21 protein-coding genes are annotated in these 23979 nt (G+C 61.3%); 15 read left to right on the top strand and 6 right to left on the bottom strand.

From position 1 onward, the window contains the following. Window positions 1–86 precede the first annotated feature (86 nt). The 6 genes from ACFCW2_RS06650 (at window position 87) to rplL (ending at window position 3541) form a co-directional block, all read left to right on the top strand. On the top strand, window positions 87–590 hold the full coding sequence (locus ACFCW2_RS06650; RefSeq protein WP_379548842.1) for a DUF2975 domain-containing protein: 504 nt from the start codon (window positions 87–89) through the stop codon (window positions 588–590). Beyond that, on the top strand, window positions 590–814 hold the full coding sequence (locus ACFCW2_RS06645) for a helix-turn-helix domain-containing protein (protein WP_379548841.1): 225 nt from the start codon (window positions 590–592) through the stop codon (window positions 812–814). The genes ACFCW2_RS06650 and ACFCW2_RS06645 overlap by 1 nt, the downstream gene beginning before the upstream one ends. Beyond that, window positions 814–1611, top strand: coding sequence for a hypothetical protein (locus ACFCW2_RS06640; protein WP_379548840.1), 798 nt, complete (start codon window positions 814–816; stop codon window positions 1609–1611). The genes ACFCW2_RS06645 and ACFCW2_RS06640 overlap by 1 nt, the downstream gene beginning before the upstream one ends. Further along, a complete protein-coding gene (locus ACFCW2_RS06635) occupies window positions 1611–2261 on the top strand; it encodes a DUF4386 family protein (RefSeq protein WP_379548839.1) in 651 nt (216 codons plus the stop codon). The genes ACFCW2_RS06640 and ACFCW2_RS06635 overlap by 1 nt, the downstream gene beginning before the upstream one ends. Window positions 2262–2561: 300 nt before the next feature. Further along, complete coding sequence (gene rplJ, locus ACFCW2_RS06630; RefSeq protein ID WP_379548838.1) at window positions 2562–3077, top strand: 50S ribosomal protein L10; 516 nt, start codon at window positions 2562–2564, stop codon at window positions 3075–3077. Window positions 3078–3163: 86 nt separating this feature from the next. Further along, complete coding sequence (gene rplL / locus ACFCW2_RS06625) at window positions 3164–3541, top strand: 50S ribosomal protein L7/L12 (RefSeq protein WP_379548837.1); 378 nt, start codon at window positions 3164–3166, stop codon at window positions 3539–3541. Between the two features lie 159 nt (window positions 3542–3700). Here the strand turns inward: rplL and ACFCW2_RS06620 are convergent, their stop codons facing one another. Genes ACFCW2_RS06620 through ACFCW2_RS06610 form a run of 3 tightly spaced genes read right to left on the bottom strand, consistent with a single transcriptional unit; the run spans window position 3701 to window position 5451 of the window. Further along, window positions 3701–4462, bottom strand: coding sequence for a hypothetical protein (locus ACFCW2_RS06620; protein WP_379548836.1), 762 nt, complete (start codon window positions 4460–4462; stop codon window positions 3701–3703). 17 nt (window positions 4463–4479) lie between these two features. Continuing rightward, complete coding sequence (locus tag ACFCW2_RS06615) at window positions 4480–5043, bottom strand: acyloxyacyl hydrolase (RefSeq protein WP_379548835.1); 564 nt, start codon at window positions 5041–5043, stop codon at window positions 4480–4482. 6 nt (window positions 5044–5049) lie between these two features. After that, window positions 5050–5451, bottom strand: a complete 402-nt coding sequence (locus ACFCW2_RS06610) for a hypothetical protein (protein ID WP_379548834.1) — start codon at window positions 5449–5451, stop codon at window positions 5050–5052. Window positions 5452–5731: 280 nt separating this feature from the next. Between ACFCW2_RS06610 and ACFCW2_RS06605 the strand changes: the two genes are divergently transcribed. From ACFCW2_RS06605 to ACFCW2_RS06575, 7 genes are all read left to right on the top strand, one after another. Continuing rightward, complete coding sequence (locus ACFCW2_RS06605; RefSeq protein ID WP_379548940.1) at window positions 5732–7123, top strand: MATE family efflux transporter; 1392 nt, start codon at window positions 5732–5734, stop codon at window positions 7121–7123. Between the two features lie 160 nt (window positions 7124–7283). Beyond that, the gene (locus ACFCW2_RS06600) at window positions 7284–7571 is read left to right on the top strand and encodes a co-chaperone GroES (RefSeq protein ID WP_379548833.1); all 288 of its coding nucleotides are present in this window, start codon (window positions 7284–7286) and stop codon (window positions 7569–7571) included. A gap of 55 nt (window positions 7572–7626) precedes the next feature. After that, the gene (groL, locus tag ACFCW2_RS06595) at window positions 7627–9279 is read left to right on the top strand and encodes a chaperonin GroEL (RefSeq protein ID WP_379548832.1); all 1653 of its coding nucleotides are present in this window, start codon (window positions 7627–7629) and stop codon (window positions 9277–9279) included. 154 nt (window positions 9280–9433) lie between these two features. After that, window positions 9434–10063 carry a biliverdin-producing heme oxygenase gene (locus tag ACFCW2_RS06590; protein ID WP_379548831.1) on the top strand — a complete coding sequence of 210 codons (630 nt, stop codon included), beginning with the start codon at window positions 9434–9436 and terminating at the stop codon, window positions 10061–10063. Next, a complete protein-coding gene (locus ACFCW2_RS06585) occupies window positions 10060–12603 on the top strand; it encodes an HWE histidine kinase domain-containing protein (protein WP_379548830.1) in 2544 nt (847 codons plus the stop codon). The genes ACFCW2_RS06590 and ACFCW2_RS06585 overlap by 4 nt, the downstream gene beginning before the upstream one ends. Before the next feature lie 75 nt (window positions 12604–12678). Next, the gene (locus ACFCW2_RS06580) at window positions 12679–13452 is read left to right on the top strand and encodes an aspartyl/asparaginyl beta-hydroxylase domain-containing protein (protein WP_379548829.1); all 774 of its coding nucleotides are present in this window, start codon (window positions 12679–12681) and stop codon (window positions 13450–13452) included. 76 nt (window positions 13453–13528) lie between these two features. Beyond that, complete coding sequence (locus tag ACFCW2_RS06575) at window positions 13529–15394, top strand: DUF885 domain-containing protein (protein WP_379548828.1); 1866 nt, start codon at window positions 13529–13531, stop codon at window positions 15392–15394. A 48-nt stretch (window positions 15395–15442) separates the two neighbouring features. Here ACFCW2_RS06575 and ACFCW2_RS06570 read toward each other — a convergent pair whose 3' ends face one another. Beyond that, window positions 15443–17680 carry a DUF305 domain-containing protein gene (locus tag ACFCW2_RS06570; protein ID WP_379548827.1) on the bottom strand — a complete coding sequence of 746 codons (2238 nt, stop codon included), beginning with the start codon at window positions 17678–17680 and terminating at the stop codon, window positions 15443–15445. 94 nt (window positions 17681–17774) lie between these two features. After that, window positions 17775–19118 (bottom strand): phosphotransferase, encoded by a 1344-nt coding sequence (locus ACFCW2_RS06565; protein ID WP_379548826.1) that lies wholly within the window; start codon window positions 19116–19118, stop codon window positions 17775–17777. Between the two features lie 306 nt (window positions 19119–19424). Between ACFCW2_RS06565 and ACFCW2_RS06560 the strand changes: the two genes are divergently transcribed. Further along, window positions 19425–20438 carry a serine hydrolase gene (locus tag ACFCW2_RS06560; RefSeq protein WP_379548825.1) on the top strand — a complete coding sequence of 338 codons (1014 nt, stop codon included), beginning with the start codon at window positions 19425–19427 and terminating at the stop codon, window positions 20436–20438. Window positions 20439–20535: 97 nt separating this feature from the next. On the opposite strand, the gene ACFCW2_RS06555 is transcribed toward ACFCW2_RS06560, so the two are convergent. Then, a complete protein-coding gene (locus ACFCW2_RS06555) occupies window positions 20536–20802 on the bottom strand; it encodes a hypothetical protein (RefSeq protein ID WP_379548824.1) in 267 nt (88 codons plus the stop codon). Window positions 20803–21066: 264 nt separating this feature from the next. On the opposite strand from ACFCW2_RS06555, the gene polA reads away from it, so the two are divergent. Then, complete coding sequence (gene polA, locus ACFCW2_RS06550; protein ID WP_379548823.1) at window positions 21067–23922, top strand: DNA polymerase I; 2856 nt, start codon at window positions 21067–21069, stop codon at window positions 23920–23922. Window positions 23923–23979: the final 57 nt, after the last annotated feature.

The following is a 23979-nucleotide window of genomic DNA, read 5'->3' as shown; positions in this document are numbered from 1 at the left end:
GCTTATCGTTTTTCGATATTATTGATTGACGATAAGGAAAATCCCACTTATCGAAAAACGATAACTTACATTGAAAGGCATATCCCATGCTTCGCACCGCGCATATCGCGCTCGGCTTTCTCAACGCGCTTAACTGGGCGCTGGGAGTGATGTTCGTGCTCCTCTTCGCGTTCCTCGCGATCGAGCCTGACGCCCTGCCCGCCAAGATCGAAACCGAGTTCGATCCGCAGCAGACGGGCGCGCTTGTCACATGGCTCTGGGTGTCCTGCGCGGTCACGCTCGCCACCGTACCGCTGGCGCATGTCATCTTCACCCGGCTGCGCCGGATGATCCGCGAGCTTCAAACCGGCGACGTTTTCTCGCCCTCCAGCATTGCGACGCTCAGGACGATCGCGCTGTGCATGCTCGGCATCAGCGTGGGCGACCTCGTTTTCGGACTGACTTCGGTGAAGGTGAGTGAACAAACCGGCGAATATCTGGGGTGGTCGCCGTCTGTCTCGATCTGGCTCGTTTCCGGCCTGCTGTTCATCCTCGCCCGCATTTTCGAGGAAGGCCGGGCCATGCGCGAAGAGCTGGAGGGCACGGTTTGATGGCCGGTGGCAATTCCATCACCGTCCATCTTGACCGGCTGCTTGAGGAACGGGGCATGACCCAGACGGAGCTGGCCGAGCGGGTCGGGCTGACCCAGGCCAACCTGTCGATTCTCAAGACCGGCAAGGCCAAGGCCATTCGTTTCACCACGCTCGAAGCCATCTGCCGCGAACTCGGCTGCCAGCCGGGCGATCTGCTCGCATACGAACCGAAGGGCTTGTGATGAAATCCGACTTCAAGGCTCTCTACACCAGCGCATGGGCGTTCATGCTGGCGTGCCCGCTCTTGTTCCTCATTCCGGTGCTGGTCGAGTTCGCGCAGCATGTCGTCGAGATGCAGACGGGCATGTATACGGGCGAAGAAGGCGCCGCTGCCGCAGCCGATCATCCGCTGCGGATGCAGTTCGGGTTTGCAAAGACGCTGGCGCTGCTTTTGCCGGGATATTGGTTCGTTCGCTTCGTGATGTTCGGCAACGATGCAGTCGAGGCACGCAGGTTGGCGTGGCCGGCGATCGGCCTCTGGCTGGTTCTTGCCGCAATCAGCGCTGCGCAGCTTTACTGGCAGATGTTCGGAGGGAGCCTCCCGCAAATGGTGGGGCTCGACGGGAACGCAGCCGGTCTTGCAAGCGGTGGACTGTCGCTTTTTGCCACGATCCTCGGCATCTATTTCACCTGCTGGATGATCGCCTGGCCTCTCGGCAATGCGCGGATCGGCCCGATCCGCTCGTTCCGCATCATGACCGGTTCCTTCTGGTACGCCGTCGCATTGCTTCTGGCGGGCGTCTTGCCGCTCATGGCCCTGCATTATGGACTGGGCTACGCGGCGATCCTGTGGACGCCCCATTGGCTGGACTGGATCATCATGGCCTTCGATTCGGTCGTCACCGGCTTCCTCGCGCTCACGATGACGGGGAGCATGATATTCGCAGCGCGTCACGCTGCTGATCGAAAGGGTGCGAGCCTGCTCCCGGACGAAAGCGAGCCCGTAATCATTTCCACCCCGTCCGAGGAGGCCGGATAATGCGCCTGACACTTGCAAAAGCCGGAGGCCTCGCCTCGCTCACCATTGCCGCGACCTATCTGTTCGGGTTCGCGCTGTTTATCTTCGTCCTTGATTCGTCGGGCTATGAGGGTTTGGCGGGCAGACTGGCCTTCGCCACCGACAATTGGGCTGCGCTCACCTTGGCGATGATAGTGCTCTATCTGGTTTGCGGCTCCGCGCTCATCGTGCTGGTCTGCGCTCTGTATGAAAGGATGCGAGACACTATGCGCGGCGCCAGCTTGGTCGCGGCAGGCTTTGGTCTGGCGTGGGCCACGCTGCTGCTTGCCAGCGGCATGGTCAGCATCACCGGGATACAATCCGTGATGCAGATTGCAGCGGACGACGCCGAGAGCGCGGCCACCATCTGGGCGGCGGTCGGCACGGTCCAGAACGGCCTTGGCGGAGGAATCGAGTTCGTCGGCGGCGCATGGTCGATCCTCGTCAGCATCATAGCGCTGAAGACGGGCACATTCTCGCGGCCTCTCGCATGGCTTGGCATTGCACTGGGACTAGTCGGGCTGGCGACGGCTTGGCCGCTATCGGAAGAACTCACTTCGATCTTCGGTCTGGGGCAGATCGTCTGGTTTATCTGGCTGGGTGTGGCCCTGATACGACCTTCCAAAGCTTGACATAGCGCTTGACTCAGCGGCCCAATTCCTTAGTGGCCCGCATCGACCAATGCGCCTCGGCGTGAAGGTCATCCGTCCGAGACAGTTGGTGAGGGATATTCGCCCTTCTTAATTTCCAGCCGAGATGGGAAAAGAGATTTTCGCGCGCGGTGTCATGCCGCACGCTTCCGGTGCCAGTTCGCACCACCTCCTTCCCTTCGACAAGCGGACTCGCCCTCGGCGCGGCTCAGGCTGTGCCTTGGACAAACGTAGCCGGTCGTTCGGGAGCCATCCCGGATGGCCATAGTGAAGGAGTATGGCATGGATCGTTCGCAAAAAGCCGATGCGGTTGCCCAGCTCAATGCAATCTTCAACGAGGTTGGTGTGGTCGTCGTGACCCGCAATCTCGGCCTGACGGTGGAGCAATCCACCGATCTGCGCGGGAAGATGCGTGAAGCCGGTGCATCCTACAAGGTTGCGAAGAACCGCCTCGCCAAGCTCGCCCTGAAAGACACCCCGTATGCCGGCATGGAAGACATGCTGACGGGGCCGACCGCCCTCGGTTATTCCGAAGACCCGGTCGCAGCCGCCAAGGCTGCCGTCGAATTTGCCAAGACGAACGACAAGCTCGAAATCGTCGGTGGCAGCATGGGCGGACAGGTGCTCGACGAAGCAGGGATCAAGGCGCTCGCCTCGATGCCGAGCCTTGACGAGCTGCGTGGCACGATTGTCGGTCTCGTCAACGCCCCGGCGACGAAAATCGCCCAGGTCGTCAACGCGCCCGCCAACAAGCTTGCCCGTGTCTTCGGTGCCTATGGCGCCAAGGAAGCGGCATAAGCGGTTCAACGCGAATAGCAGACATTCAATGGGGTTCGATTGCAGCATGACGCTGCGCCCCGCCGATTATTTTGGAGTGATACAACATGGCCGATATTGCCAAGCTGGTTGAAGAACTGAGCAAACTGACTGTCCTGGAAGCTGCAGAGCTGGCCAAGGCACTGGAAGAAGAGTGGGGCGTGAGCGCCGCAGCAGCCGTCGCCGTCGCAGGCCCGGCCGCTGGTGGTGGCGATGCAGCCGCTGCTGAAGAAAAGGACGAATTCGACGTGGTTCTCACCGGCGACGGTGGCAAGAAGATCCAGGTCATCAAGGAAGTCCGTGCGATCACCGGTCTGGGTCTGGGCGAAGCCAAGGCTCTCGTCGAAGGCGCACCGAAGCCGATCAAGGAAGGCGTTGCGAAAGCAGAAGCCGAAGAGATCAAGGGCAAGATCGAAGCAGCCGGCGGTACTGTTGAACTCAAGTAATTGAGTTCACGAGGTTGCTTGGGCTCGCTCAAGTAAGCTTCGTTTCAAGTTTTGTGGGTGTCTTGAAGCGCCCGCAAAAGGAAGGGGTGGTGCCGCAAGGTGCCGCCCCTTTTCTTTGGGCCAAGCCGCGCCGCCTAAGTCGAAAGCACCTGCAAGTTTTCAGCCAGCAGTGTCCATCACGTCGAAAACCGCTGCAGCTCGATCGGTCAATACAGGTGGATGGTCGCTCGACAAAGCGAGAGATTCCATTCGCTCTCTAAGCGTCGTAGAGGTGTAGAATTGATGGACAATTTGTTTGTCGGACTTCTCCCAAAATGCCGATTGCCAGATTGATCCGAAAGTCTCGCAGCACCAATGTCTGTGCAGCCGCGTGGCAATGCCCTCGAGTGGCATCGACATGATCTGATCGAAAAGCGGCTCCAGTGTCCAACCTCCCAGTCGGAACATGCATAAAACGTCATCCAAATTTTGATGATCGCCCCACACATTTTCAGCAATAAATCCGCCAGCTAAGAAAGTACGCTGGAAGGAGTCCAGAGCCGACCATTGTGCTTCTGACCATTCTCTTCGGTTTCCTGTGTCAAACCGGCGCAGACTAAGTTCAAGGCCGAGTGAGTTAGGCTCTTTTCCCGATGCCAAACTCTCCAGAGTACGCGGCAAAAGATAGGTCCAAATATCCTTCGCAACGCCTTCACTGGAATATGCAGCAGAATGCCATTGCCTGAGATAATCGAATGGCAAGTCTCTGATTTGATGCTTGAAAAAATCAGCGGCAACTTCCGCTTCCATGCAGCACTTTTGCGTGCAAACGTCTAGGTCTGCAGGAGTGTTGCAGTCGAAGACGCCGTACGCAGCTTCTATGAGCTCGAACATTGGATGGGAGGGATTGATCTTGCCAGCATCAGGTAACGATTGCGGCATGCTGCTGTCCGTCCTCATCAAAGCACAAAATTCACCCGCACCCCGATCGTATCGATCCCCGGGTTCTGGTCGCTGTCGAAGATCTGCGCGTTGCTGATATGGACCCAGCTGGCCTCAACAGAAACCCGCTCTGAAACCTGCGCGCCAATCGCAATCTCGGGCGCGAACAGGATGCGGCTGCCCAGATCGGTGCGGATGCGCGTGGCGGGATCGACGCGCAGGTCGGGCGCATCGTGAATGACCAGACCTACGCCGGGGCGGAGATAGAATGTGCCGATTTCCGCTTTCCAGCCGATACCGGCGCCCGCGAAATTGGTGTCGCCATCCAGATTGACCGAGGCAAAGACATAGGGCTCCGGCGATCCGATGGCAGACAGGCTTTCAATCGGGGCGAAGCGGTATCCGGCCTGCAGATCGACCCCGCCCTCGCCCGTATCGAAAGTGAAGGGCGTGTCCACGGCGTGGGCATAGACCCCGCCATAGACTTCCTGTGCGTGCGCCGGAGCCGGTAAAGCCAGCGCCGCCAATGCTGCGGTTCCCGCAATGCCGAAAAGCGCCGTAGCGCCGGTGCGACCCGTCATACCCGGTTACTCCAAATCGATGCCGTAAAATTCTTCGCTATAGGTTTCTTCCAGCGTGTCGCAGCGGGTCAGGTGATCGATCAGGAAGGCCTCTGCCTCGGCTTCGCCCAATTCCTCGACCTTGCTCACCAGTGCCTCGGCTACCGGCTCCAGTTCCGCGATTGCGCGGGTGCCGTCTTCACCGTCGCGCTCCATGGCCATGATCAACCAGCGCTGGCCGAATTCGTCCATCGCGGCGATGGTCTCCGCGTCCTGTTCGTCCTCACCCATCGCTGACATGAAGGCGTACACGGCGCTGCACCGCATCGCGCTCTGATAATCGAGCACCTCGTCCTCGGCCTGTGCCTGGGCCTGAGCAGGGACGGCAGAAAGAAGTGCGGCGGAAAGTACGGGAAGGATCAAACGCATGGCGATGGCTTTCTAAATCAAAAAGAGACGCGACACCCTGACGGTGCAGCCATCCCCTGAATAACACAAGCGCAGTATGGCAGCCTGGGCCAACCCAAGCTGAACAGCCTGCGTGACGCTGAAGAGTTCGGGCGGATTGGGCAGCGCTGTCATGCAGGATGTGGGAAAAGGTTTGCCCCCGCCCCGACTGCGGGCCTAGTTGCGCGCCTTCATGTCGGACGCCCCCGCTTCCCTGCCCCCGCTCACCAGCGGCGATGGCGCCCTGCCGGAGCTGCCGGAAATGCCCGCCAACGGCTGGCGAGACGAGTTCATCGCGACCTTCCGGCTGAGCTGGCCGCTGGCGCTCGCCAATTTGTTGCAAATGCTAATCTGGGCCATCGACGTGTTCTTCGTCGCGCGCCTGGGCGAGTTCGAACTGGCGGCCTCCAGTCTCGCGGTATCGCTGTTCAGTATTCTGGTGTGGGGCACGATCACGCTGGTCAGCATGGTCGCTGCGCTGATCTCGGCCGAGCTTGGCCGGTCGCGCTACGCCATCGCCGAGGTGCGCCGCAGCGTGCGCATGGGCGTGTGGCTAAGCGTTATCTGCGGAGCGCTGGTGATGCTGGTGCTCAGCCAGACCGAAGCGATCCTGCTTGCAGCGGGACAGCGGCCGGATCTGGCGGCGCGCGCCTTCGATTACATGGCCATTGTTTTATGGTCGACCGTGCCGCTGCTGATGGCCAGCGTGCTGCGCAATTTCGTCTCCGCGCTCGGCCGCCCGATTTTCGCCACCGCGATCACCGCGCTGGCCATCGGCGTGAATGCGCTGGGCAATTATGCGCTGGTGTTCGGCAATTTAGGGGCACCCGCGCTCGGGCTGGAGGGCTCGGCCATCGCGACGATCTTCACGTCGATCTTCATTCTGCTGGCCTATTGCGTCGCCATTGAAAGCGACCGCAGGCTCCGCCGCTATGTCATCTGGGGCCGGTTCTGGCGCCCCGAATGGGACCGGCTGCGCGAGCTGGTCGTGCTGGGCACGCCAGTGTTCTTCACCACCATTGCCGAGGCAGGATTATTTGGCGGTGCGGCTCTGCTGATGGGGCTGATCGGAGATTCGGAGCTGGCCGGCCACACCATAGCGCTGCAGATCGCGGCCTTTGCTTTTCAGGTTCCGTTCGGCGTCAGCCAGGCGGCAACGATCCGGGTGGGCTATTTCTATGGAGCCCGCGACCACGAAGCGATCAAGCGCGCGGGCGCTGTGGCGCTATTGATGGCAGTCGCCTTCATGGCGTTCACTGCGTCGCTGATGGTGTTGATGCCCGAAGCCATTCTCGGCCTCTATATCGACACGTCGAAGTCCGCGAATGCCGCAATGACCGCCTTCGCGCTGCAATATATCGTGATCGCGGCCCTGTTCCAGCTGGTCGACGGGCTGCAAGTGGTGGCCGCCGGGGCATTGCGCGGCCTGCAGGATACGCGCGTGCCGATGTGGATGGCGATTTTCAGCTATTGGGTGCCGGGCTTTGGCACGTCCTATTATCTCGGCTTTTACACCCCGCTGGAGGGTACGGGCATCTGGATCGGGTTTGCCGTCGGGCTGACCTTTGCCACTTTGCTGCTGACCGGCCGCTGGCTGATGCGCGAAAGGCTGGAATTGACCGGGCGGGACGCGCAGCCGGTGCAGGCTGGCTGACCGCAGGCACAGGCCAGCGAATGCGCCCCGCCCCGGCGCAACTTTTTTCGCCAGACAGCCGTTGACTCCCTGACCGCGCATCACCATTTGCGCGCTGCTGGCACTCACCAACCAAGAGTGCCAACGCTTATTCTTTCACTCTAATTCAAGAGGTCATATTATGGCATTTCGTCCGCTGCACGACCGCGTTCTGGTACGTCGCATCGAAGCCGACGCCAAGACCGCCGGCGGCATCATCATTCCCGACAGCGCACAGGAAAAGCCGAGCGAAGGCGAAATCGTCTCCGTCGGTACCGGTTCCAAAGCTGAAGACGGCACGGTTACCCCGCTCGACGTCAAAGCAGGCGACCGCGTCCTGTTCGGCAAATGGTCCGGCACCGAGGTCAAGCTCGACGGCGAAGACCTGCTGATCATGAAGGAAAGCGACATCATGGGTGTGATGGGCTGATAGCCCGCATCCGACTTTCCTTTCCCAATTTTAGAATTTCTCAGGAGAAACCAACATGGCAGCCAAGGACGTAAAGTTCGGCCGCGATGCCCGCGAAGGCATCCTCAAGGGCGTGGATACGCTCGCTAACGCCGTTAAAGTGACGCTGGGGCCGAAGGGCCGCAACGTCGTGATCGACAAGAGCTTCGGCGCACCGCGCATCACCAAGGACGGCGTGACCGTCGCCAAGGAAATCGAGCTCAAAGACAAGTACGAGAACATGGGCGCGCAGATGCTGCGCGAAGTGGCCTCCAAGACCAACGATCTCGCTGGTGACGGCACGACCACCGCGACCGTTCTGGGCCAGGCAATTGCCCGCGAAGGCATGACCGCCGTCGCAGCCGGGATGAACCCGATGGACCTGAAGCGCGGCATCGACATGGCCACTGCCAAGGTCGTGGAAAACCTGAAGGGCCGTTCCAAGGACGTGTCGGGCAGTCAGGAAATCGCCCAGGTCGGCATCATTTCCGCCAATGGCGACAAGGAAGTCGGCGAGAAGATCGCCGAAGCCATGGAGAAGGTCGGCAAGGAAGGCGTGATCACCGTCGAGGAAGCCAAGGGCCTCGAGTTTGAACTCGACGTCGTCGAAGGCATGCAGTTCGACCGTGGTTACCTGTCGCCCTACTTCATCACCAACCCCGACAAGATGACTGTCGAGCTGGACAATCCCTACATCCTGATCTTCGAAAAGAAGCTCAGCAACCTGCAGGCGATGCTCCCGATCCTCGAGGCAGCTGTCCAGTCGGGCCGTCCGCTGCTGATCATTGCGGAAGACATCGAAGGCGAAGCGCTGGCGACCCTCGTGGTCAACAAGCTGCGCGGCGGCCTGAAGGTTGCTGCGGTCAAGGCACCGGGCTTCGGCGATCGCCGCAAGGCCATGCTGCAGGACATCGCGATCCTGACCAAGGGCGAGATGATTTCCGAAGACCTCGGCATCAAGCTTGAGAACGTAACGCTCGGCATGCTCGGCGAAGCAAAGCGCGTCACCATCGACAAGGACAACACCACGATTGTCGACGGTGCGGGTAGCGAAGACGACATCAAGGCCCGCGTCGGTGAAATCCGCACGCAGATCGACAACACGACGTCCGACTACGACAAAGAAAAGCTGCAGGAACGTCTGGCCAAACTGGCTGGCGGTGTTGCCGTGATCAAGGTCGGCGGCGCGTCGGAAGTCGAAGTGAAAGAACGCAAGGACCGCGTCGACGATGCGCTGCACGCAACCCGTGCTGCCGTCGAAGAAGGCATTGTTCCCGGCGGCGGTACGGCGTTGCTCTACGCTTCCAAGGCTCTCGACGGCCTGAAGGGCGAGAACGACGACCAGACGCGCGGCATCGATATTGTGCGCAAGGCGATCATCGCTCCGGTGCGCCAGATTGCCACCAATGCCGGACATGACGGCGCTGTGGTATCGGGCAATCTCCTGCGCGAAGGCGACGAAACGCAGGGCTTCAACGCTGCGACCGACACTTACGAGAACCTCGTAAACGCCGGCGTGATCGACCCGACCAAGGTTGTCCGTGTGGCTCTGCAGGATGCGGCGTCCGTGGCCGGTCTGCTGATCACCACTGAAGCGGCGATTTCGGAAATTCCGGAAGACAAGCCCGCCGGTGGCGGCATGCCCGATATGGGCGGAATGGGCGGAATGGGCGGAATGGGCGGCTTCTAAGCCACTCACTACCTGTCCAACCGGATGCACAACAAGACAGGCCCGGCGGGAGCGATCCTGCCGGGCCTTTTTTCGCGGGTGCGAGAAATTTGACCCTGTTTACGTAGGTGTACAATCTGGCTATCACACTCAATTAAAGGGCTTTTTCCCTTGAATGAGGTCTATCGCTCCGTTGAATCTAAACAAAATTCTGGATGCCGAACACGACAGAAGGCCAGCGGCGGGCACCCAAAAATCAGCGCGATTTGCGATGCGGGAGCGCACAGCCGACTGCCATCTGGAGACCGAAGAAGCTTTTTCGCGCTTCGATCTGACCTTTGCCGATCATTACACTGCGTTCCTGCGGGCCCATCTCGCCGCGCTGGATAGTCTGGAAAAGGCGGTCGCCGGTCAGGGGTGGTCTGAATGGCAGCCTCGGGCTCCGCTGCTCAGAGCCGATCTGAATGGCCTGGGCGAGGCGGCCCGCGCTTCCGAGCGCTGCGCCATGCAGCCCCTATCGAACGCCGAGGCATGGGGCGCCCAATATGTGATCGAGGGATCGGCGCTGGGCGGACAGGTTCTCGGTGCGCGCATCGAACCCGGCTTGCCCCGATCATACCTTACACGTGGTAAATCAGCAGGCCGTTCATGGCGCTGCTTTTGCGATGCGCTCGACAATGAGGCGCTTGCCGCCTCGAAACTTAATGGCCGCACCAGTTGGATAGCCCAGGCGGAGCGCGGCGCGCGCCATGCTTTTGCTGCTTTTCAGAAGAGTGCTCGGCAAATGGAACCCCAAAACCGATGAATGATCTGACGCCGCTCAACCAACCGCTGAGCCTGACCAATTGCGACCGCGAACCGATCCATATTCCCGGCGGTATCCAGCCGCTGGGTTTCCTGCTCGCGCTGAGTGCCGACTGGCTGATTGCCCGTGCCGCCAACACGGCGCCTTTTCTGGGCGAAGACCCCCTCGCATTGCTGGGCAGACCGCTGTCGGACGTGTTCAGCGAGGACGCCTTCGCTACCCTACGCAGCAAAATTGCCAACCTGCGCGGCGATGACTCCATCGAACGGGTTTTTGCCCTGTCGCTGTTCGGAGACGGCAGCCTTTACGACATGGCCGTCCATTTTTCCGGCAAGAGCGTGATCGTCGAGTGCGAGCCCGCGAAGGAAGACCAGACCGAAGTCTCGTCGGCCACGCGCGGCGTCCTGGGCAAGCTGGGAGATGCGAAATCGGTGCAGACTCTGCTCAACGAAGGCGCGCGTCAGTTTCGCGCTCTGGTCGGCTACGACCGCGTGATGCTGTATCGCTTTGCCCCCGATGGCAGCGGCGAAGTAGTGGCCCAATCCAAGGCAGACGGGCAGGACAGTTTCCTTGGTCTGCACTTCCCTGCCACCGACATTCCCGAGCAGGCGCGCAAGCTCTATGTGCGCAATACTTTCCGTATCATCGCCGATGCGCATGCAGAGCCTATCCCGGTCGAGAAAGTCGGCGAAGGGCAGCCGCTTGACCTTTCCATGGCACTGTACCGGGCAGTGTCGCCGGTCCATCTGGAATATCTGCGCAATATGGGCGTGCGGGCGTCGCTGTCCGTGTCGATCATTGTCGATGGCAAATTCTGGGGCCTGATCGCCTGCCACCATGCGAGCCCGCGCGTACCCTCCTTCGCAGCACGCAGCGCTGCCGAGCTATTCGGCCAGATATTCTCGCTGCAACTGGAAAGCCGGCTTCGCGCAGAAGCCTCGGCCAAGGAAGATACCGCAAGGCACGTTTCCAACCGGCTGATGACGTCCGCTGCCAAGGACTCGTCGAAATTGCTCGATGCCGACTGGCTGCTCGAACTGATGCCCCGCGCGATTGGCTGCGACGGTGTGGGCGTGATGGTCGAAGGCGTCACGTCGCTGGCCGGGCTCACCCCGTCGGAGGACGAGTTTCTCGAGCTGGTGAAAGCGCTCAATCGTGAGGACGCGCAGACGATCCATCATTCGGCCAAGATTTCCGGGTTCGTGCCCGCCATCGATCCCGACAGGAGCGCGGTTGCGGGATTTTTGGCCATCCCCATCTCCCGGCGCCCGCGTGACCACATGATCCTGTTCCGGAAAGAACAGGTGGAATCGATCCGTTGGGCTGGCGATCAGGAAAAGACCACCGAGCATGGCGAGTTCGGGACCCGCCTGACCCCCCGCGAAAGCTTCGCCGAATTTCGCGAGCTGGTGCGCGGGCAATCGGCCCCCTTCACCGAAGCCGAAGTGCGGGTGGCCGAAGCTCTGCGCACGACTCTGCTCGAAGTAGTGCTTCATCTGACCGATGCGGCCAGCGAGGAGCAGCGCAAGGCCGGCGATCAGCAGAAACTGCTGATTGCCGAGCTCAACCACCGTGTCCGCAACATTCTGGCCCTGATCCGCGCACTTATGTCGCAGTCGCGCAGGGAAGGTGGCAATCTGGATGCAGTCATCGATACGCTGGAAAGCCGGGTGAAGGCTCTGGCCAATGCGCATGACCTGCTCACCGCCGACAATTGGGGCCCGATTGCGTTCACCAAGCTGATGAAGACAGAATTGGAAGCCTATCTCGATAATGAGCAGAGGCGGGTTGTGCTGGAGGGGCCGGAGGTGTCGATCCTGCCCGAAGCGATCCCTATCCTTGCGCTGGTCATGCACGAGATGGCAACCAATGCAGCGAAATACGGCGCGCTCAGCGACAGTGGCAAATTGCGGATCGAATGGTCCTTGCTGATGAACAATGACCTGTCCTTCACCTGGAAGGAGCAGGGCGGGCCGGCTGTAAAGGCGCCCACACGCAAGGGTTTCGGCACCACGATCATCGGCACCTCCATCCCCCATGAATTGGGCGGGGAGGCCGAAATTTCCTACAAAGCAGGCGGGGTAGAGGCGACCTTTGTCGTCCCGGCCAAATTTGTCGAGGAACAAGCGGCAGCGCACAATCCAGCTGCCAAAGACAAGGCCCATCCGACGCCGCAGCAGGTCGCGCTCAATGATTGTCACATGCTTCTGGTCGAAGACAGCATGCTGATCGCTATCGATGCAGAGGACAAAATCCGCGATCTCGGCGTGGCCGAAGTCAGCCTTGCAGCGAGCACACGATCGGCGTTGGCGGCCATCGAGGAAGGCGATATTTCCGTAGCCATGCTCGACTACAATCTGGGCCAGGAAACCAGCCTGCCGATCGCCGAACGACTGGCCGAGCGCGGTATCCCGTTCTTCTTCGCCTCCGGCTATGGCAGCCGCGACATAATTCCGCCGGAGTTCGGCAATCTGCCCCTCGTAGTGAAGCCCTATACGGCGGAGCAGATCGAGCAGGCTCTGACGACCGTTCTGAGTTGATCCCAGCCTGCGAAGGTTCGGCGACCCGGCCGGTCTTTGAAAATCAGACGCGTTTGCGCTATTATCGCCGGCGATATGGCGGTTGGAAACGACCAGAGGGTCGCCACATCAACGGGTGAGGCTGTAGAGGCCCCGCCCACTTTCGTGCGCCCGAAGCAATCGGCCATTATCCGGTATGGCAAGCGCCTGCGCGATCCGGTCAATCGCTGGTTCCAACGCCAGTCCTTAATCGACACCAGCGCTATTGTGCCGCCAGCGCAAGTGCCCGGCCTTGCGCAGATGCACCCCCATTGGCGCACCATCCGGAGCGAAGCCGAAGCTCTGCTTTCCTCGCGCGAAAAGATTCCGCCATTCGGCAAAATATCGCCCGACCACCGGCGCATTGCGAGCGGTCCGCAATGGAAGAGCTTCTTCTTCGAAGGCTATGGATTCCGCTCCGAAACCAACCGGCAGACCTGTCCGCAGACCGCAGCGCTGATCGACCAAGTGGCGGGCCTCGTCGTCGCATTCTATTCTATCATGGCGGGCGACGCGCATGTGCCGCGCCATCGCGGGCTGACCAAGGCGTGGCTCAATTGCCATCTGCCGCTGATCGTCCCGCGGGCAGCGGGCCGCTGCGAGATGCAGGTCGGGGGCGAAACCGTGCGCTGGAAGGAAGGCGAATGGCTGGTCTTCGACGAGACCCATCCCCACGAGGTCTGGAACGACACGGGCGAGCCGCGCGTGGTCCTGATGCTGCAGGTGCGCAGGCCTCTGAAGCCAGCCGGCAACCTCGCCGCCAGCGCGCTGTATCACGGGATCAAACGCACCAGCTTTGTCCAGGATGTGAGGCAAGCATTAGGGGCCTGAGAGCGGACCGATTGGCAAGACCCGTCAGGCATGCCACACCGCGCGCACAACTTCGCTTGGCCAAGGACCCACCATTATGACGAAACGCATTTTCGCCCTGCCCCTGATTGCACTGGTCGGGGCCTGCGCCACTGTCCCCGCAGCCGAACCGGTGGCCACAGCTCCAGTGGTTCCCGTCGCTGCAACAGAAACGGCCGAGCAGACCACCCAGCGGCTGAACACTTGGTTCGATGCCAAATTCGAAGAAGGGCTTGCGTTCAGCCCGATCCAGCAGACCTATCTCGGCCGCAAGACCGATTACGACAAAATCGACGATGCCAGCCTTGCGGCGGAAGACCGCTATCTGGCGTGGATGCGGGCTGCGACGGCGGAGATGCAGACGAATTTCAACCGCGACGACCTCACACCCGAAGGCCAAATTTCGTGGGATATGTGGGAATGGAACCTCGCCACGGCAGAGGCCGGCGTCCCGTTCCGCAGCAATCGCTATGTGCTCCACCAATTCAACGGCACGCAGTCCTTCTATCCGACCTTTCTGATCAATCAGCACCGGGTGGAGAGCGAGAGCGACATGGTCGCCTTTATCTCCCGCCTGAGGGAAAGCGCCCGCGCGCTGGACCAGTCGCTTGCCCAGTCGCAGGCCAATGCTGCGGCCGGTGTGCGTCCGCCCCGCTTCGCCTATGAAGGCGTCATCGACCAGTCGCGCAAAATCACCACCGGCGCGCCCTTCACCGATGGCGAAGCAAGCGCGCTCTGGTCCGCGACCGACACCAAGCTGGCCTCACTGGTCGAGGCAGGCACGATCGACCAAACCCGGTCCGACGCCTTGCGGGCCGAAGCGCGCGCAGCGCTGACAGAAGCGCTGCAGCCTGCCTATGCGCGGATCATCGCATGGTTTGAAAGCGACATCGCCAATACCAGCGAAGTGGCGCAGGGTGTCTCTGCTCAGCCCAATGGCGAGGCGTTCTACAATTACCGCCTTGGCCAAATGACCACCACCGACCTGACGGCAAACGCAATCCATGACATCGGCCTCAGCGAAGTCGCGCGCATCCGCAGCGAGATGGAGGCGATCAAGGAAAGCGTCGGCTTCGAGGGCGATCTGCAGGCCTTCTTCACCTTTCTGCGCGAGGACGACCAATTCTACTTCTCGCAGGACGACAAGGGCGCGCAGGATTACATCGACGCCGCCGAAGGGCATCTGGAGGAGCTGAACAAGCGCCTGCCGGAGTTTTTCGGCACGCTGCCCAAGGCCGATCTGGTGGTGAAGCGGGTCGAACCGTTCCGCGAACAGCCCGGCGCAGCGCAGCATTATCGCCCCGGCACGCCCGATGGCAGCCGTCCGGGCACCTATTACGCCCACCTGTCCGATATGCGCGCCATGCCGATCACAACGCTGGAAGTGATTGCCTATCACGAAGGCAATCCGGGCCACCACATGCAGGTGTCGATCTCGCAGGAGCTGGAGAGCCTGCCCAAATTCCGCAGTCAGGGCAATTTCATCTCCGCCTTTGGCGAAGGCTGGGCGCTGTATTCGGAGCTGCTGGCCAAGGAAATGGGCGCGTATGACGATCCCTATTCCGACTTCGGCCGCTTGACGACCGAGATGTGGCGCGCAATCCGGCTGGTGGTGGACACCGGCCTGCATGCGAAGGGCTGGGATCAGGAGCAGGCCGTGGCCTATTTCCTTGCCAATTCACCGATCCCCGAAACCGCAGTGCGGTCGGAAGTGATGCGCTATCTGGTGATGCCCGGTCAGGCGACCAGCTACAAAATCGGGATGATCAAAATACAGGAATTGCGCGCCAAAGCGGAGGCCGAGCTGGGCGATGATTTCGACATTCGCGGCTTCCATGACACCGTGTTGGGCGGCGGCAGCGTGCCGCTGACCATTCTGGAAACGCAAGTCGACAACTGGATCGCCAGCCAGAAGGGCGGCTGAACCGTCAAAGGTCGGGGAGCGGCACTTTCATGCCGCTCCCACCTCTACTCATCCACCCTTGCGGCTCGCCTCAGCAGCGGCCTTTACTTCGTCGTCCCACGTCACCCGTGTCTGGGTTTGCGGGTTGAAGGTGGTGCCCATGCTGGCGGCTTCGGCCGCGGCGATTTCCTCGGCGGTCAGAAACTCGCTGGGCTCCAGCGCGAAGACGTCCAGCCCGCGCACGATTTCTGTGCCGTAGATGCGGCCATTGTACCAATAGGCCGACCAGTATCCGCCGGTGACCAGCTGTTCCTCGTCAATCGGGCCACGGTCGAAATAGGCGATCTCCACCGGATTGGCTGCATCGGTGAAGTCGATCACGCTGATGCCGCCCTGATACCATGCCTGCACAAAGATATCGCGTCCCGGAACGGGAATGATCGAACCGTTATGCGCGACGCAGTTTTCCTTGTCGCTCTGCGGCGCAGGCAGTTTGTAGAGGCTACGGAATTCCAGCTTGCCGTCGACCACTTCGTAGATTGCATTCGCGCCCCAGTTGAGCGGGTCGCTGGCCTGACAGCGGGGCCGACCGCCGCCGCCCCACTCATCGGTGAACAGCACCTTGGTGCCATCGTTGGAGAATGTCGCGGAGTGCCAATAGGCAAACCCCTTATCCGTCACCGCGTCGATGCGCTTGGGTGCGCTGGGGTCCGAGATATCGAGCAGGATGCCATTGCCCGAGCATGCGCCCGCTGCCAGCCCGAGAGCGGGGTAGGCGGTGATGTCGTGGCACTGGTTCGTCTCACGCGTGTCCTGCGTCCCCTCGCCATGATCACCGCCGCGCCATAGCCCTGCGATCTGGCCGGTTTCGGGATCGGCAAAGACGCGCGGACTGTCGATGATGCGGGCCGAGGCGGGGTCCGCCACAGGGATCTCGATCACGTCGATGCTGAACAGTGCCGTGCGGTCATCGCCTGCGACATTGCCGATGCAGCCCGCGAGCTCTTCCTCGTCCCGCACACCCGAAGTGCCGGAATTGTAGACCAGCAATGTCTCGGCCGTTTCGGACACAATCGAATGGGTGTGGCTGCCCCGGCAGGTCTGCACCTGCCCGACCTGACGCGGCGATGTCCGGTCGGAAATGTCGAAAATGCGCAGGCCGCGGAAGCGGTCTTCACTGACCTTCTCGGCAACGCCCTGACGGCCACAATCGACCCGCCCGCGCGTCTGCTCGACCGACATGACCAGAAGATCGCCCGCAATCGAGATGTCGCCCTGCCCGCCCGGACACACGACCGAGCTCAGCAGGCTGGGCACGCCCTCTGCATCCAGCGTGTAAATATTGAAGCCGTGATAATTGCCCGCGACCAGCATATCGCCGCTGAACGCAAGATCGGTGTTGGCAAAGTTCAGAAGCGGGGAACGCTCGGAGAACTCCGTCTTGCCTTCCTCTCCCTCGGCTGTCTCGTCGGCGCCCTCTTCGTCGCCATCCTTATCCTTCTTAGGCTTGGGCGGAGCGAGACCGGCGGGGTTGGCGGGGTCGAAAAAGCCAGCCGGTTTCTCCAGCGAGACCAGTTTGCGAAGGCCCGAAATCGCTTCGCCTGCGTCGCGGAAGCCCGCCGCCAGATTGGCGCGCGGGTCGCCGGACAGGCCAGCCAGCAACCCATTCATCCGCTCGATTTCCGCCTTCTGGTCGGTCACCACGTCATTGGTAAAATCGAACAGCACCGGATCATAGGCAGAGCCCGGCTGTTCGAGCAGGTCCTCGACCATCGTCAGCGCGCCATCATGATGGGCGACCATCAGGGTCAGGAACTGGCGGTCGAATTCCGTGCCGCTGGCATTAGCAAGCGCTGCCATCTGGGCAGGTGTCGCCATTCCGGCCATTTTCATGCCGCTCATGCCCGGCATGGAATGCCCCATAGCAGCATGGCGCGCATGCTCCGCAGGATCGGGCGCATTCTCGCCGCGCTCGGTCAGCCAGCCGCGCATAAAAGTGATTTCGTCTTCCTGCGAGGCGCGGATCTTCTTCGCCAAGGCGACGATGTCAGGCGTGTTCGTCCGGTCCTCTACCAGCGCCACCATTTGTACCGCCTGATAGTGGTGATGGATCATGCCTTGCATAAAGGCGAGATCCGCTGGGGAATACCGGTTGTCGGCCAGCCTGGTCGCTTCGTCGCTGGTCAGGGTTTTGGGCGCAGCACCGGGCGCGCCGGGCTGCACAATCGGAGCGGACTGGGCGGCTGCGATGGCGGAGGTGCCAAGAAGCAAAGCGGTGGTGGACACGCGAAGGATGGTAAGCGGCATGATATAAGGTCCCTTGAATTCTCTTGACCGCACAAAGCCTCTTTCTGTTCGCGCGGTCAAGGCAGCATTGGGCAGGTATCGGTACGAATGGCTCTCACGCTTCGATCAGCCACCTGGCCCGGGCGACGGCCAGTGCGGGGTATTTGGGCATGTCTGTCGAGACTGTATCGAGCGCGCGGCGGCGCAGGCTCGCCAGCAGCCCCTTATCGCGCAGACCCGCGCTGCCATCGAGCAATCGCTGCGCCAGCGCCCGATCGGACCCCACCGCGCCAGCCTCGGCCTCCCGCGCGATCAGGCCCAGCGCGTTGCGGGCCACCGCGTGCTGGAACCGGTCATGCCCCTCCATGCGCGGTTTGACCGTGGCGAGCCATTCCGAGATGGCCGTAGCCAGTTCGCCGATAGAGGCCTGCCCTGCCAAAGTTTCGGTGCCGGGCGAACGCGGTAGCGCATGTGCTTTCTCCGCATCCGGTGCCTCGCCCTCCAACAGCAGGAGCAGATCAAGCTCCTGCTCTCCGGTCCGGCGGGAAATCAGGGCCCGCTCCAGACTGCGGTCCGCTCCGCTGCGCCATTGTCCGCCCATCCTGAGGCATCCCAGCGCCCACCACACGGTCCGGTAGACCAGCCAGAAATGGAACCGCGCGGGATCGACTTTTCGCCCGCCCGCAGCTTCGTAAGCGGAAAAATACTGCTCTAATGTGCCCAGCCCCAGCGCAGGCCGATCAATGCGCGAGAAGCGCCAGACGGTCATGCAGCCAAAGGCCAAATCTTCGTGCCAGTCGCTCAAATGGGCCAGTTCCCAGTCGAGCACGCCGGTGAGCCTACCGTCTCCGACCAGCAGATTGCCGACGCGGTAGTCGCCGTGATTGAGCACGGGGTCCACGGGCTTAGGAATGTTGTCCAGTAACCAGCGAAGACCCAACGCGATGATCGGCCGATCGCCGCCCGCTTCCTCGAACTGCGCGGTGAAATCTGCCACGCCTTCTGCGGGATCGAGCGCCGGTAAGTCGGGCGGGAGATCGGCAATCGATAGCGCATGGATTTGCGCCAGCTGGTTCGCGCATTCGGATAGGAGCCGGTCTGGCCCGTCCATCGCCAGGATGGCTTTGGGATCTGGGGTGCCGGGCAAGGCCTTCATCACGAAGCCGCTACCTATCCCGTCGCCGGGCTCCAGTTCGGCCACCACCTCGGGTGCGGCGATGCCCGCCCCATGAGCCGCGCGAATGATCGCGGCCTCTGTATCATGGCCGAAAGGGCGCTGCGCGAGAAACTCCAGCGTCGGCGCACGGCGCAGGACATAGTCGAGCCCGCCCGCCGTGAACCGCCAGCTTTCCATCGTTGCCCCACCTGTAAGGCGAATGATGTTCTCGGGCGGCCCTATGTCGGCGCGGGCCAGCGCCCGGGTTAAGCCAGCGGTCAGATCGGTCAGTTGAATCGACATTGCGGTCTCTGCTCGCAGCACCTGCGGAGCAATACAACGCAACATTTTGGCAGTTCGATCATTGCAGCCGGGCAAAGTGGAGACAAATTGTCGAGGCTGTGCGTCATGCGCGCAGGAGAATCATCCAGATACGCGCCAATTGATGCAGCTGTGCGCCGGAGCGGGTCGATAGGAATACTCGGCCCGTCGCGCATCAGGAGTCGTTCGTCGTGTCCTTTGTGCCCCTCACGAGGTTGAGGCCTTGCTTCGCGAACACAAAGGGCCGTTAAGTGTTTGCCAACCATACGATTGCTACATCTGGACCCCATGAAACGCGCAATTTTCACATTCTTCGCTGCTGCTGCCGCTCTTACGGGCTTCTCGGCTTCCCCCGCCATCGCCCAGACAACCAATCTGGAGTCTGCATTCGACCGGACATTCGGCACGCAGGTGCGGGCCCCGCAAAGCTTTCAGGCTGTCTATGATACCGCGCTTGAGCGTAGAATTGCCCAATTGGCCGATGGTTCGGACGGACGGATCGGCGTTGCCGCAATTGATCTGAGCACCGGCGAAGAGGTCATGGTCCTTGCCGACCAGCGTTTCCCCATGGCTTCGACCAGCAAGATCGCCGTGGCCGCTGCGTTTCTCGAAGGCGTGGAGCAGGGCCGGTGGAGCCTTTCCAGCGAATTCCCTCTGCTGATCCCCATGCGTTCCAAGAAATACAGCTCGCCCACCGCTCCGGTACGGCGCGGCAATTATATGGCTGCGCGCGACCTCATTGAAATCATGATCACGCGCTCGTCCAATTCGGCGACCGACGCCTTGCTGGATGTGGTTGGTGGCCCGCGTGCGGTGAACAACTGGGCATGGCGCAATGGCTTCCGCAATTTCAGCATCGACCGCGATATCGCGACGCTAGTGCGCGATGACGGGGAATACGACCCGGCAAGCTATATCGATCTGCGCGACAGCGCCACGCCGCGCGACATTGTCCGCATGCTTGCGGCGCTCAATAACGGTCGGGTCTTGTCGGCAGGCAGCCGGCAGGTGATCCTGTCTTCCATGAGCCGGACCCGTACTGGCACGCGCCGCATCCCTGCTCTGATGCCGGCCGAAGCACAGGTGCTGCACAAGACCGGTTCGCTGAACAACACCTCCAGCGATGTCGGAATTATTCGCGGGCCGAATGGGCGTTCGATTGCAGTCGCAATTTACGTGACCGGCCAGGGGGCAAAACTGAACCGCGAACGCAAGATCGCCTCGATTGCCCGGGCCCTGTATGACGGGATGATCGCCAATCGTGGCCGCAATTACGCGGGCGCTACCTATTCGGGTGGGTGAGTCGGTCGGTCCGACCAGCGGCTAGCGAAAAGCAGCGCACATAAAGAAAGGGCGGCACCTCACGGTACCGCCCTTCTTTGTTCGTAAGCAGAAGAGCTTAGGAAGCAGCTTCTTCCATGGCTTCTTCAGCGTCGGAAGCAGCTTCTTCAGCGCCTTCGACCATTGCGTCGGCACCTTCAGCAACGGCGTCCGCGCCGTCTTCCATGGCGCCTTCGGCACCTTCAGCCATCGCGTCAACGTTGGCTTCTGCGTCGGCCATTGCGCCGTCGACAGCGCCTTCAGCGGCGTCGGTGGTGCCTTCCGAGCAAGCAGCCAGGGTCAGAGCAGCAGCTGCAGCAGCGGAGATCATAGCGATTTTACGCATAATATTAGTTCCTTAACTCAATCGAGTGGGTGGTCGTCCTGCCCTTCTGAGCTGGCCGACGAAACCTCCCCCACATGGGTGGCTTCGACACTCTAAATAGTGGCGGCTTTGTGGCAACGCAAGCCTTTTTGCCACATTTTGCCTAATTTCTGCCACATTTGGCACAATTTCGCCGGATTTCCGCCATTTTTCAGACGATTGTCCCGCTGCCCTCGCGGTGCAAATCCCGGCTGACCTGCACGGCCTGCGCTGCTAGCAGGCGCTATGACTGACAAACAGCATCTCTATCTGGTCGACGGCTCCGCCTATATTTTCCGCGCCTACCACCGTCTCCCGCCACTGACGAATCCCGAAGGGACGCCGGTCGGCGCGGTCTATGGGTACACCACTATGTTGTGGAAATTGGCCGAAGATTTGGACAAGGCCGACGGCCCGACGCACCTTGCGGTCATCCTCGACAAGTCGAGTCATTCCTTCCGCAACGAGATTTACGACCAGTACAAAGCCAACCGTCCCGATCCGCCGGAAGATCTGGTCCCCCAATTCCCGCTGATTCGCGATGCGACTCGGGCATTCTCCCTGCCCTGCATCGAGGAGCCCGACGTGGAGGCGGACGATGTTATCGCGAGCTACGCCCGCAAAGCGGCAGCCGAGGGATTCGATGTCACCATCGTCTCATCCGACAAGGACCTGATGCAATTGGTCGGTACGGGCGGCGATGGTGTCGGTGCAATCGATATGCTCGACACGATGAAGAGCGCGCGGATCGGGGTCGAGGAAGTGACCGAGAAGTTCGGAGTCGGGCCGGAACTGGTCGGCGATGTGCTCGCGCTGATGGGCGATACAGCGGATAACATTCCCGGCATCTTCGGCGTCGGGCCGAAAACCGCGACCAAGCTTATTCAGGAGCACGGATCGCTGACCGGCGCGCTGGATGCTGCGAAGGACATGAAGAAGAGCAAGCTGAAAGAGCGCCTGCTGGAACACCGCGCCGATGCAGAGCTCAGCCGGGTGCTGGTTACTTTGAAAGAGGATTGCGAGCTCCCCATTCCGCTGAGCGATATGAAGCTCGACGGCGTGCCGCCTGAACCGCTGGCCGAATTTCTCACCACGCATGGCTTCACCAGTCTGCTGCGACGGCTGGATGCCGGATCGGGCAGCCCTGACCGCAAGAACGATCTGAACCCGGCCAAAGCCGACAAGCCGGGGGCCGATGCTGCACCCGCCGGAGCCAGCCAGGCTCTGCCCGACTTCCCGGCCATCGACCGCTCGACTTACGAAACGGTCCAGACCCGCGAACGGCTCGACCACTGGATTGCGCAGTGTTTGGCGGCCCGCACTATTGCGGTGGACACCGAAACCAGCGCGCTCGACGCGATGCAGGCCGATCTGGTCGGCATCAGCCTTGCGACCGGGCCGAACGAAGCCTGCTATATCCCGCTGGCGCATCTCAACGAAGGCGGCGGCGGCAGCGACATGTTCGCCGAGAAGCCGGAGCAGGTGCCCTTGGAGGAAGCTCTCGCCGCGCTCAAACCGCTGCTGGAAAGCGATGCGGTTCTGAAAATCGGCCAGAACATCAAATACGATCTCAACGTTCTGGCCCGCCACGATATTCACGTCGCGCCGATCGACGATACTATGGTCATCAGCTTTGCGCTGGATGCAGGCCGGGGCGAAGGCGGCATTGGCGGCGGGCACGGCATGGACGAATTGAGCGTGCGGCATCTCGGCCATAGCCCGATGAGCTTCAAGGATGTGTGCGGCACGGGCAAGAAGCAGATCCCGTTCGGCGAAGTCCCGCTGGATAAAGCGACCGAGTACGCAGCCGAGGATGCCGACGTTACTTGGCGGCTCCACCAGCATTTGAAGCCCCGCCTCGCTATCGAAGGCGGCACGAGCATCTATCAGCGGGTCGACCGTCCGCTGATCCCGACCGTTGCCGGAATGGAGCGCGAAGGGATCAAAGTCGATCGTGCGCGTCTGGCTAAGCTGTCGGAAGAATTCGCCACCGAAACCGCCAAGCTGGAGAAGGAAATCCACACCGTTGCCGGCGAGGAATTCTCTGTCGGCAGCCCCAAGCAATTGGGCGAAATCCTGTTCGACAAGATGGGATATAAAGGCGGCAAGAAGGGCAAGAGCGGGCAGTACTCCACCGATCAGAGCGTTCTGGAGAAGCTCGACGCGAGCGGCGCCGACATTGCCAGCAAAGTGCTCGAATGGCGCCAGCTGTCCAAGCTGCGCTCGACCTATACCGAGGCCCTGCAGGCCGCAATCAATCCCGATACGCAGCGCGTCCATACCAGTTACAGTCTGGTCGGCGCGCAGACCGGGCGGCTGTCGAGCACCGATCCGAACCTGCAGAACATTCCCATCCGCACGCCTATCGGGCGCCAGATCCGCGAGGCTTTCGTGCCCGAGGATGGCAACGTGCTGCTGGCGGCCGACTATAGCCAGATCGAATTGCGACTGGCGGCGCATATGGCCGATGTCGATGCGCTAAAGGATGCGTTTGCCAAGGGCGAAGACATCCACAATCGCACCGCACAGGAAATGTACGGCGAGGTCAGCCGCGATACGCGGGCGCAGGCCAAGACGATCAACTTCGCCATTCTATATGGCATCAGCCGTTGGGGTCTGGCGGGCCGTCTGGGCGTGGAAGCGGACGAAGCGCAGGCGATGATCGACCGCTATTTCGAACGTTTTCCCGGTATCCAGCGCTATATTGCCGAGACCTTGGAGACGGTGCGCGAGCGCGGCTATTCCGAAACGCTGTTTGGCCGCAAGACGTGGTTCCCGCGGATCAAATCCAAGAACCAGGCCGAACGGCAAGGCAGTGAGCGTGCAGCCATCAACGCCCCCATTCAGGGGACCAGCGCCGACATCATCAAGCGCGCCATGGTGCGCATGCTCCCGGCGCTGCGCGATGCAGGCCTGTCCGATGTGCGGATGCTTCTGCAGGTCCACGATGAACTGGTGTTCGAACTGCCGGAAGGCGACATTGCCGCTGCCTCCCCGGTGATCGAACGGGTCATGGCAGAGGCTGCGCTTCCATCTGTGGACCTCAGCGTGCCGCTGGGAATAGAGATCGGCACGGGAGCAAGTTGGGACGCCGCGCATTAGACGCAGGATAACCCCGCAGCGCTTGTGCTGAGGGGCGGCGAACCATAGGGCGCGCGC

The organism is Qipengyuania algicola, from assembly GCF_042492175.1.
Taxonomy (GTDB): domain Bacteria; phylum Pseudomonadota; class Alphaproteobacteria; order Sphingomonadales; family Sphingomonadaceae; genus CAJXSN01.
The sequence above is the reverse complement of the archived record's forward strand: the minus strand, read 5'-3'. Positions and strand labels throughout refer to the sequence as shown.

Bases quoted from the DNA above. Each gene is read 5' to 3' on its own strand.
- ACFCW2_RS06590 (WP_379548831.1), top strand. From the start codon at position 9,434: ATGAGGTCTATCGCTCCGTTGAATCTAAACAAAATTCTGGATGCCGAA.
- rplJ (WP_379548838.1), top strand. From the start codon at position 2,562: ATGGATCGTTCGCAAAAAGCCGATGCGGTTGCCCAGCTCAATGCAATC.
- groL (WP_379548832.1), top strand. From the start codon at position 7,627: ATGGCAGCCAAGGACGTAAAGTTCGGCCGCGATGCCCGCGAAGGCATC.
- rplL (WP_379548837.1), top strand. From the start codon at position 3,164: ATGGCCGATATTGCCAAGCTGGTTGAAGAACTGAGCAAACTGACTGTC.
- ACFCW2_RS06580 (WP_379548829.1), top strand. From the start codon at position 12,679: ATGGCGGTTGGAAACGACCAGAGGGTCGCCACATCAACGGGTGAGGCT.
- ACFCW2_RS06575 (WP_379548828.1), top strand. From the start codon at position 13,529: ATGACGAAACGCATTTTCGCCCTGCCCCTGATTGCACTGGTCGGGGCC.
- ACFCW2_RS06635 (WP_379548839.1), top strand. From the start codon at position 1,611: ATGCGCCTGACACTTGCAAAAGCCGGAGGCCTCGCCTCGCTCACCATT.
- ACFCW2_RS06565 (WP_379548826.1), bottom strand. From the start codon at position 19,118: ATGTCGATTCAACTGACCGATCTGACCGCTGGCTTAACCCGGGCGCTG.
- ACFCW2_RS06605 (WP_379548940.1), top strand. From the start codon at position 5,732: ATGCCCGCCAACGGCTGGCGAGACGAGTTCATCGCGACCTTCCGGCTG.
- ACFCW2_RS06620 (WP_379548836.1), bottom strand. From the start codon at position 4,462: ATGCCGCAATCGTTACCTGATGCTGGCAAGATCAATCCCTCCCATCCA.
- ACFCW2_RS06570 (WP_379548827.1), bottom strand. From the start codon at position 17,680: ATGCCGCTTACCATCCTTCGCGTGTCCACCACCGCTTTGCTTCTTGGC.
- ACFCW2_RS06555 (WP_379548824.1), bottom strand. From the start codon at position 20,802: ATGCGTAAAATCGCTATGATCTCCGCTGCTGCAGCTGCTGCTCTGACC.
- ACFCW2_RS06615 (WP_379548835.1), bottom strand. From the start codon at position 5,043: ATGACGGGTCGCACCGGCGCTACGGCGCTTTTCGGCATTGCGGGAACC.
- ACFCW2_RS06640 (WP_379548840.1), top strand. From the start codon at position 814: ATGAAATCCGACTTCAAGGCTCTCTACACCAGCGCATGGGCGTTCATG.
- polA (WP_379548823.1), top strand. From the start codon at position 21,067: ATGACTGACAAACAGCATCTCTATCTGGTCGACGGCTCCGCCTATATT.
- ACFCW2_RS06600 (WP_379548833.1), top strand. From the start codon at position 7,284: ATGGCATTTCGTCCGCTGCACGACCGCGTTCTGGTACGTCGCATCGAA.
- ACFCW2_RS06610 (WP_379548834.1), bottom strand. From the start codon at position 5,451: ATGCGTTTGATCCTTCCCGTACTTTCCGCCGCACTTCTTTCTGCCGTC.
- ACFCW2_RS06650 (WP_379548842.1), top strand. From the start codon at position 87: ATGCTTCGCACCGCGCATATCGCGCTCGGCTTTCTCAACGCGCTTAAC.
- ACFCW2_RS06645 (WP_379548841.1), top strand. From the start codon at position 590: ATGGCCGGTGGCAATTCCATCACCGTCCATCTTGACCGGCTGCTTGAG.
- ACFCW2_RS06585 (WP_379548830.1), top strand. From the start codon at position 10,060: ATGAATGATCTGACGCCGCTCAACCAACCGCTGAGCCTGACCAATTGC.
- ACFCW2_RS06560 (WP_379548825.1), top strand. From the start codon at position 19,425: ATGAAACGCGCAATTTTCACATTCTTCGCTGCTGCTGCCGCTCTTACG.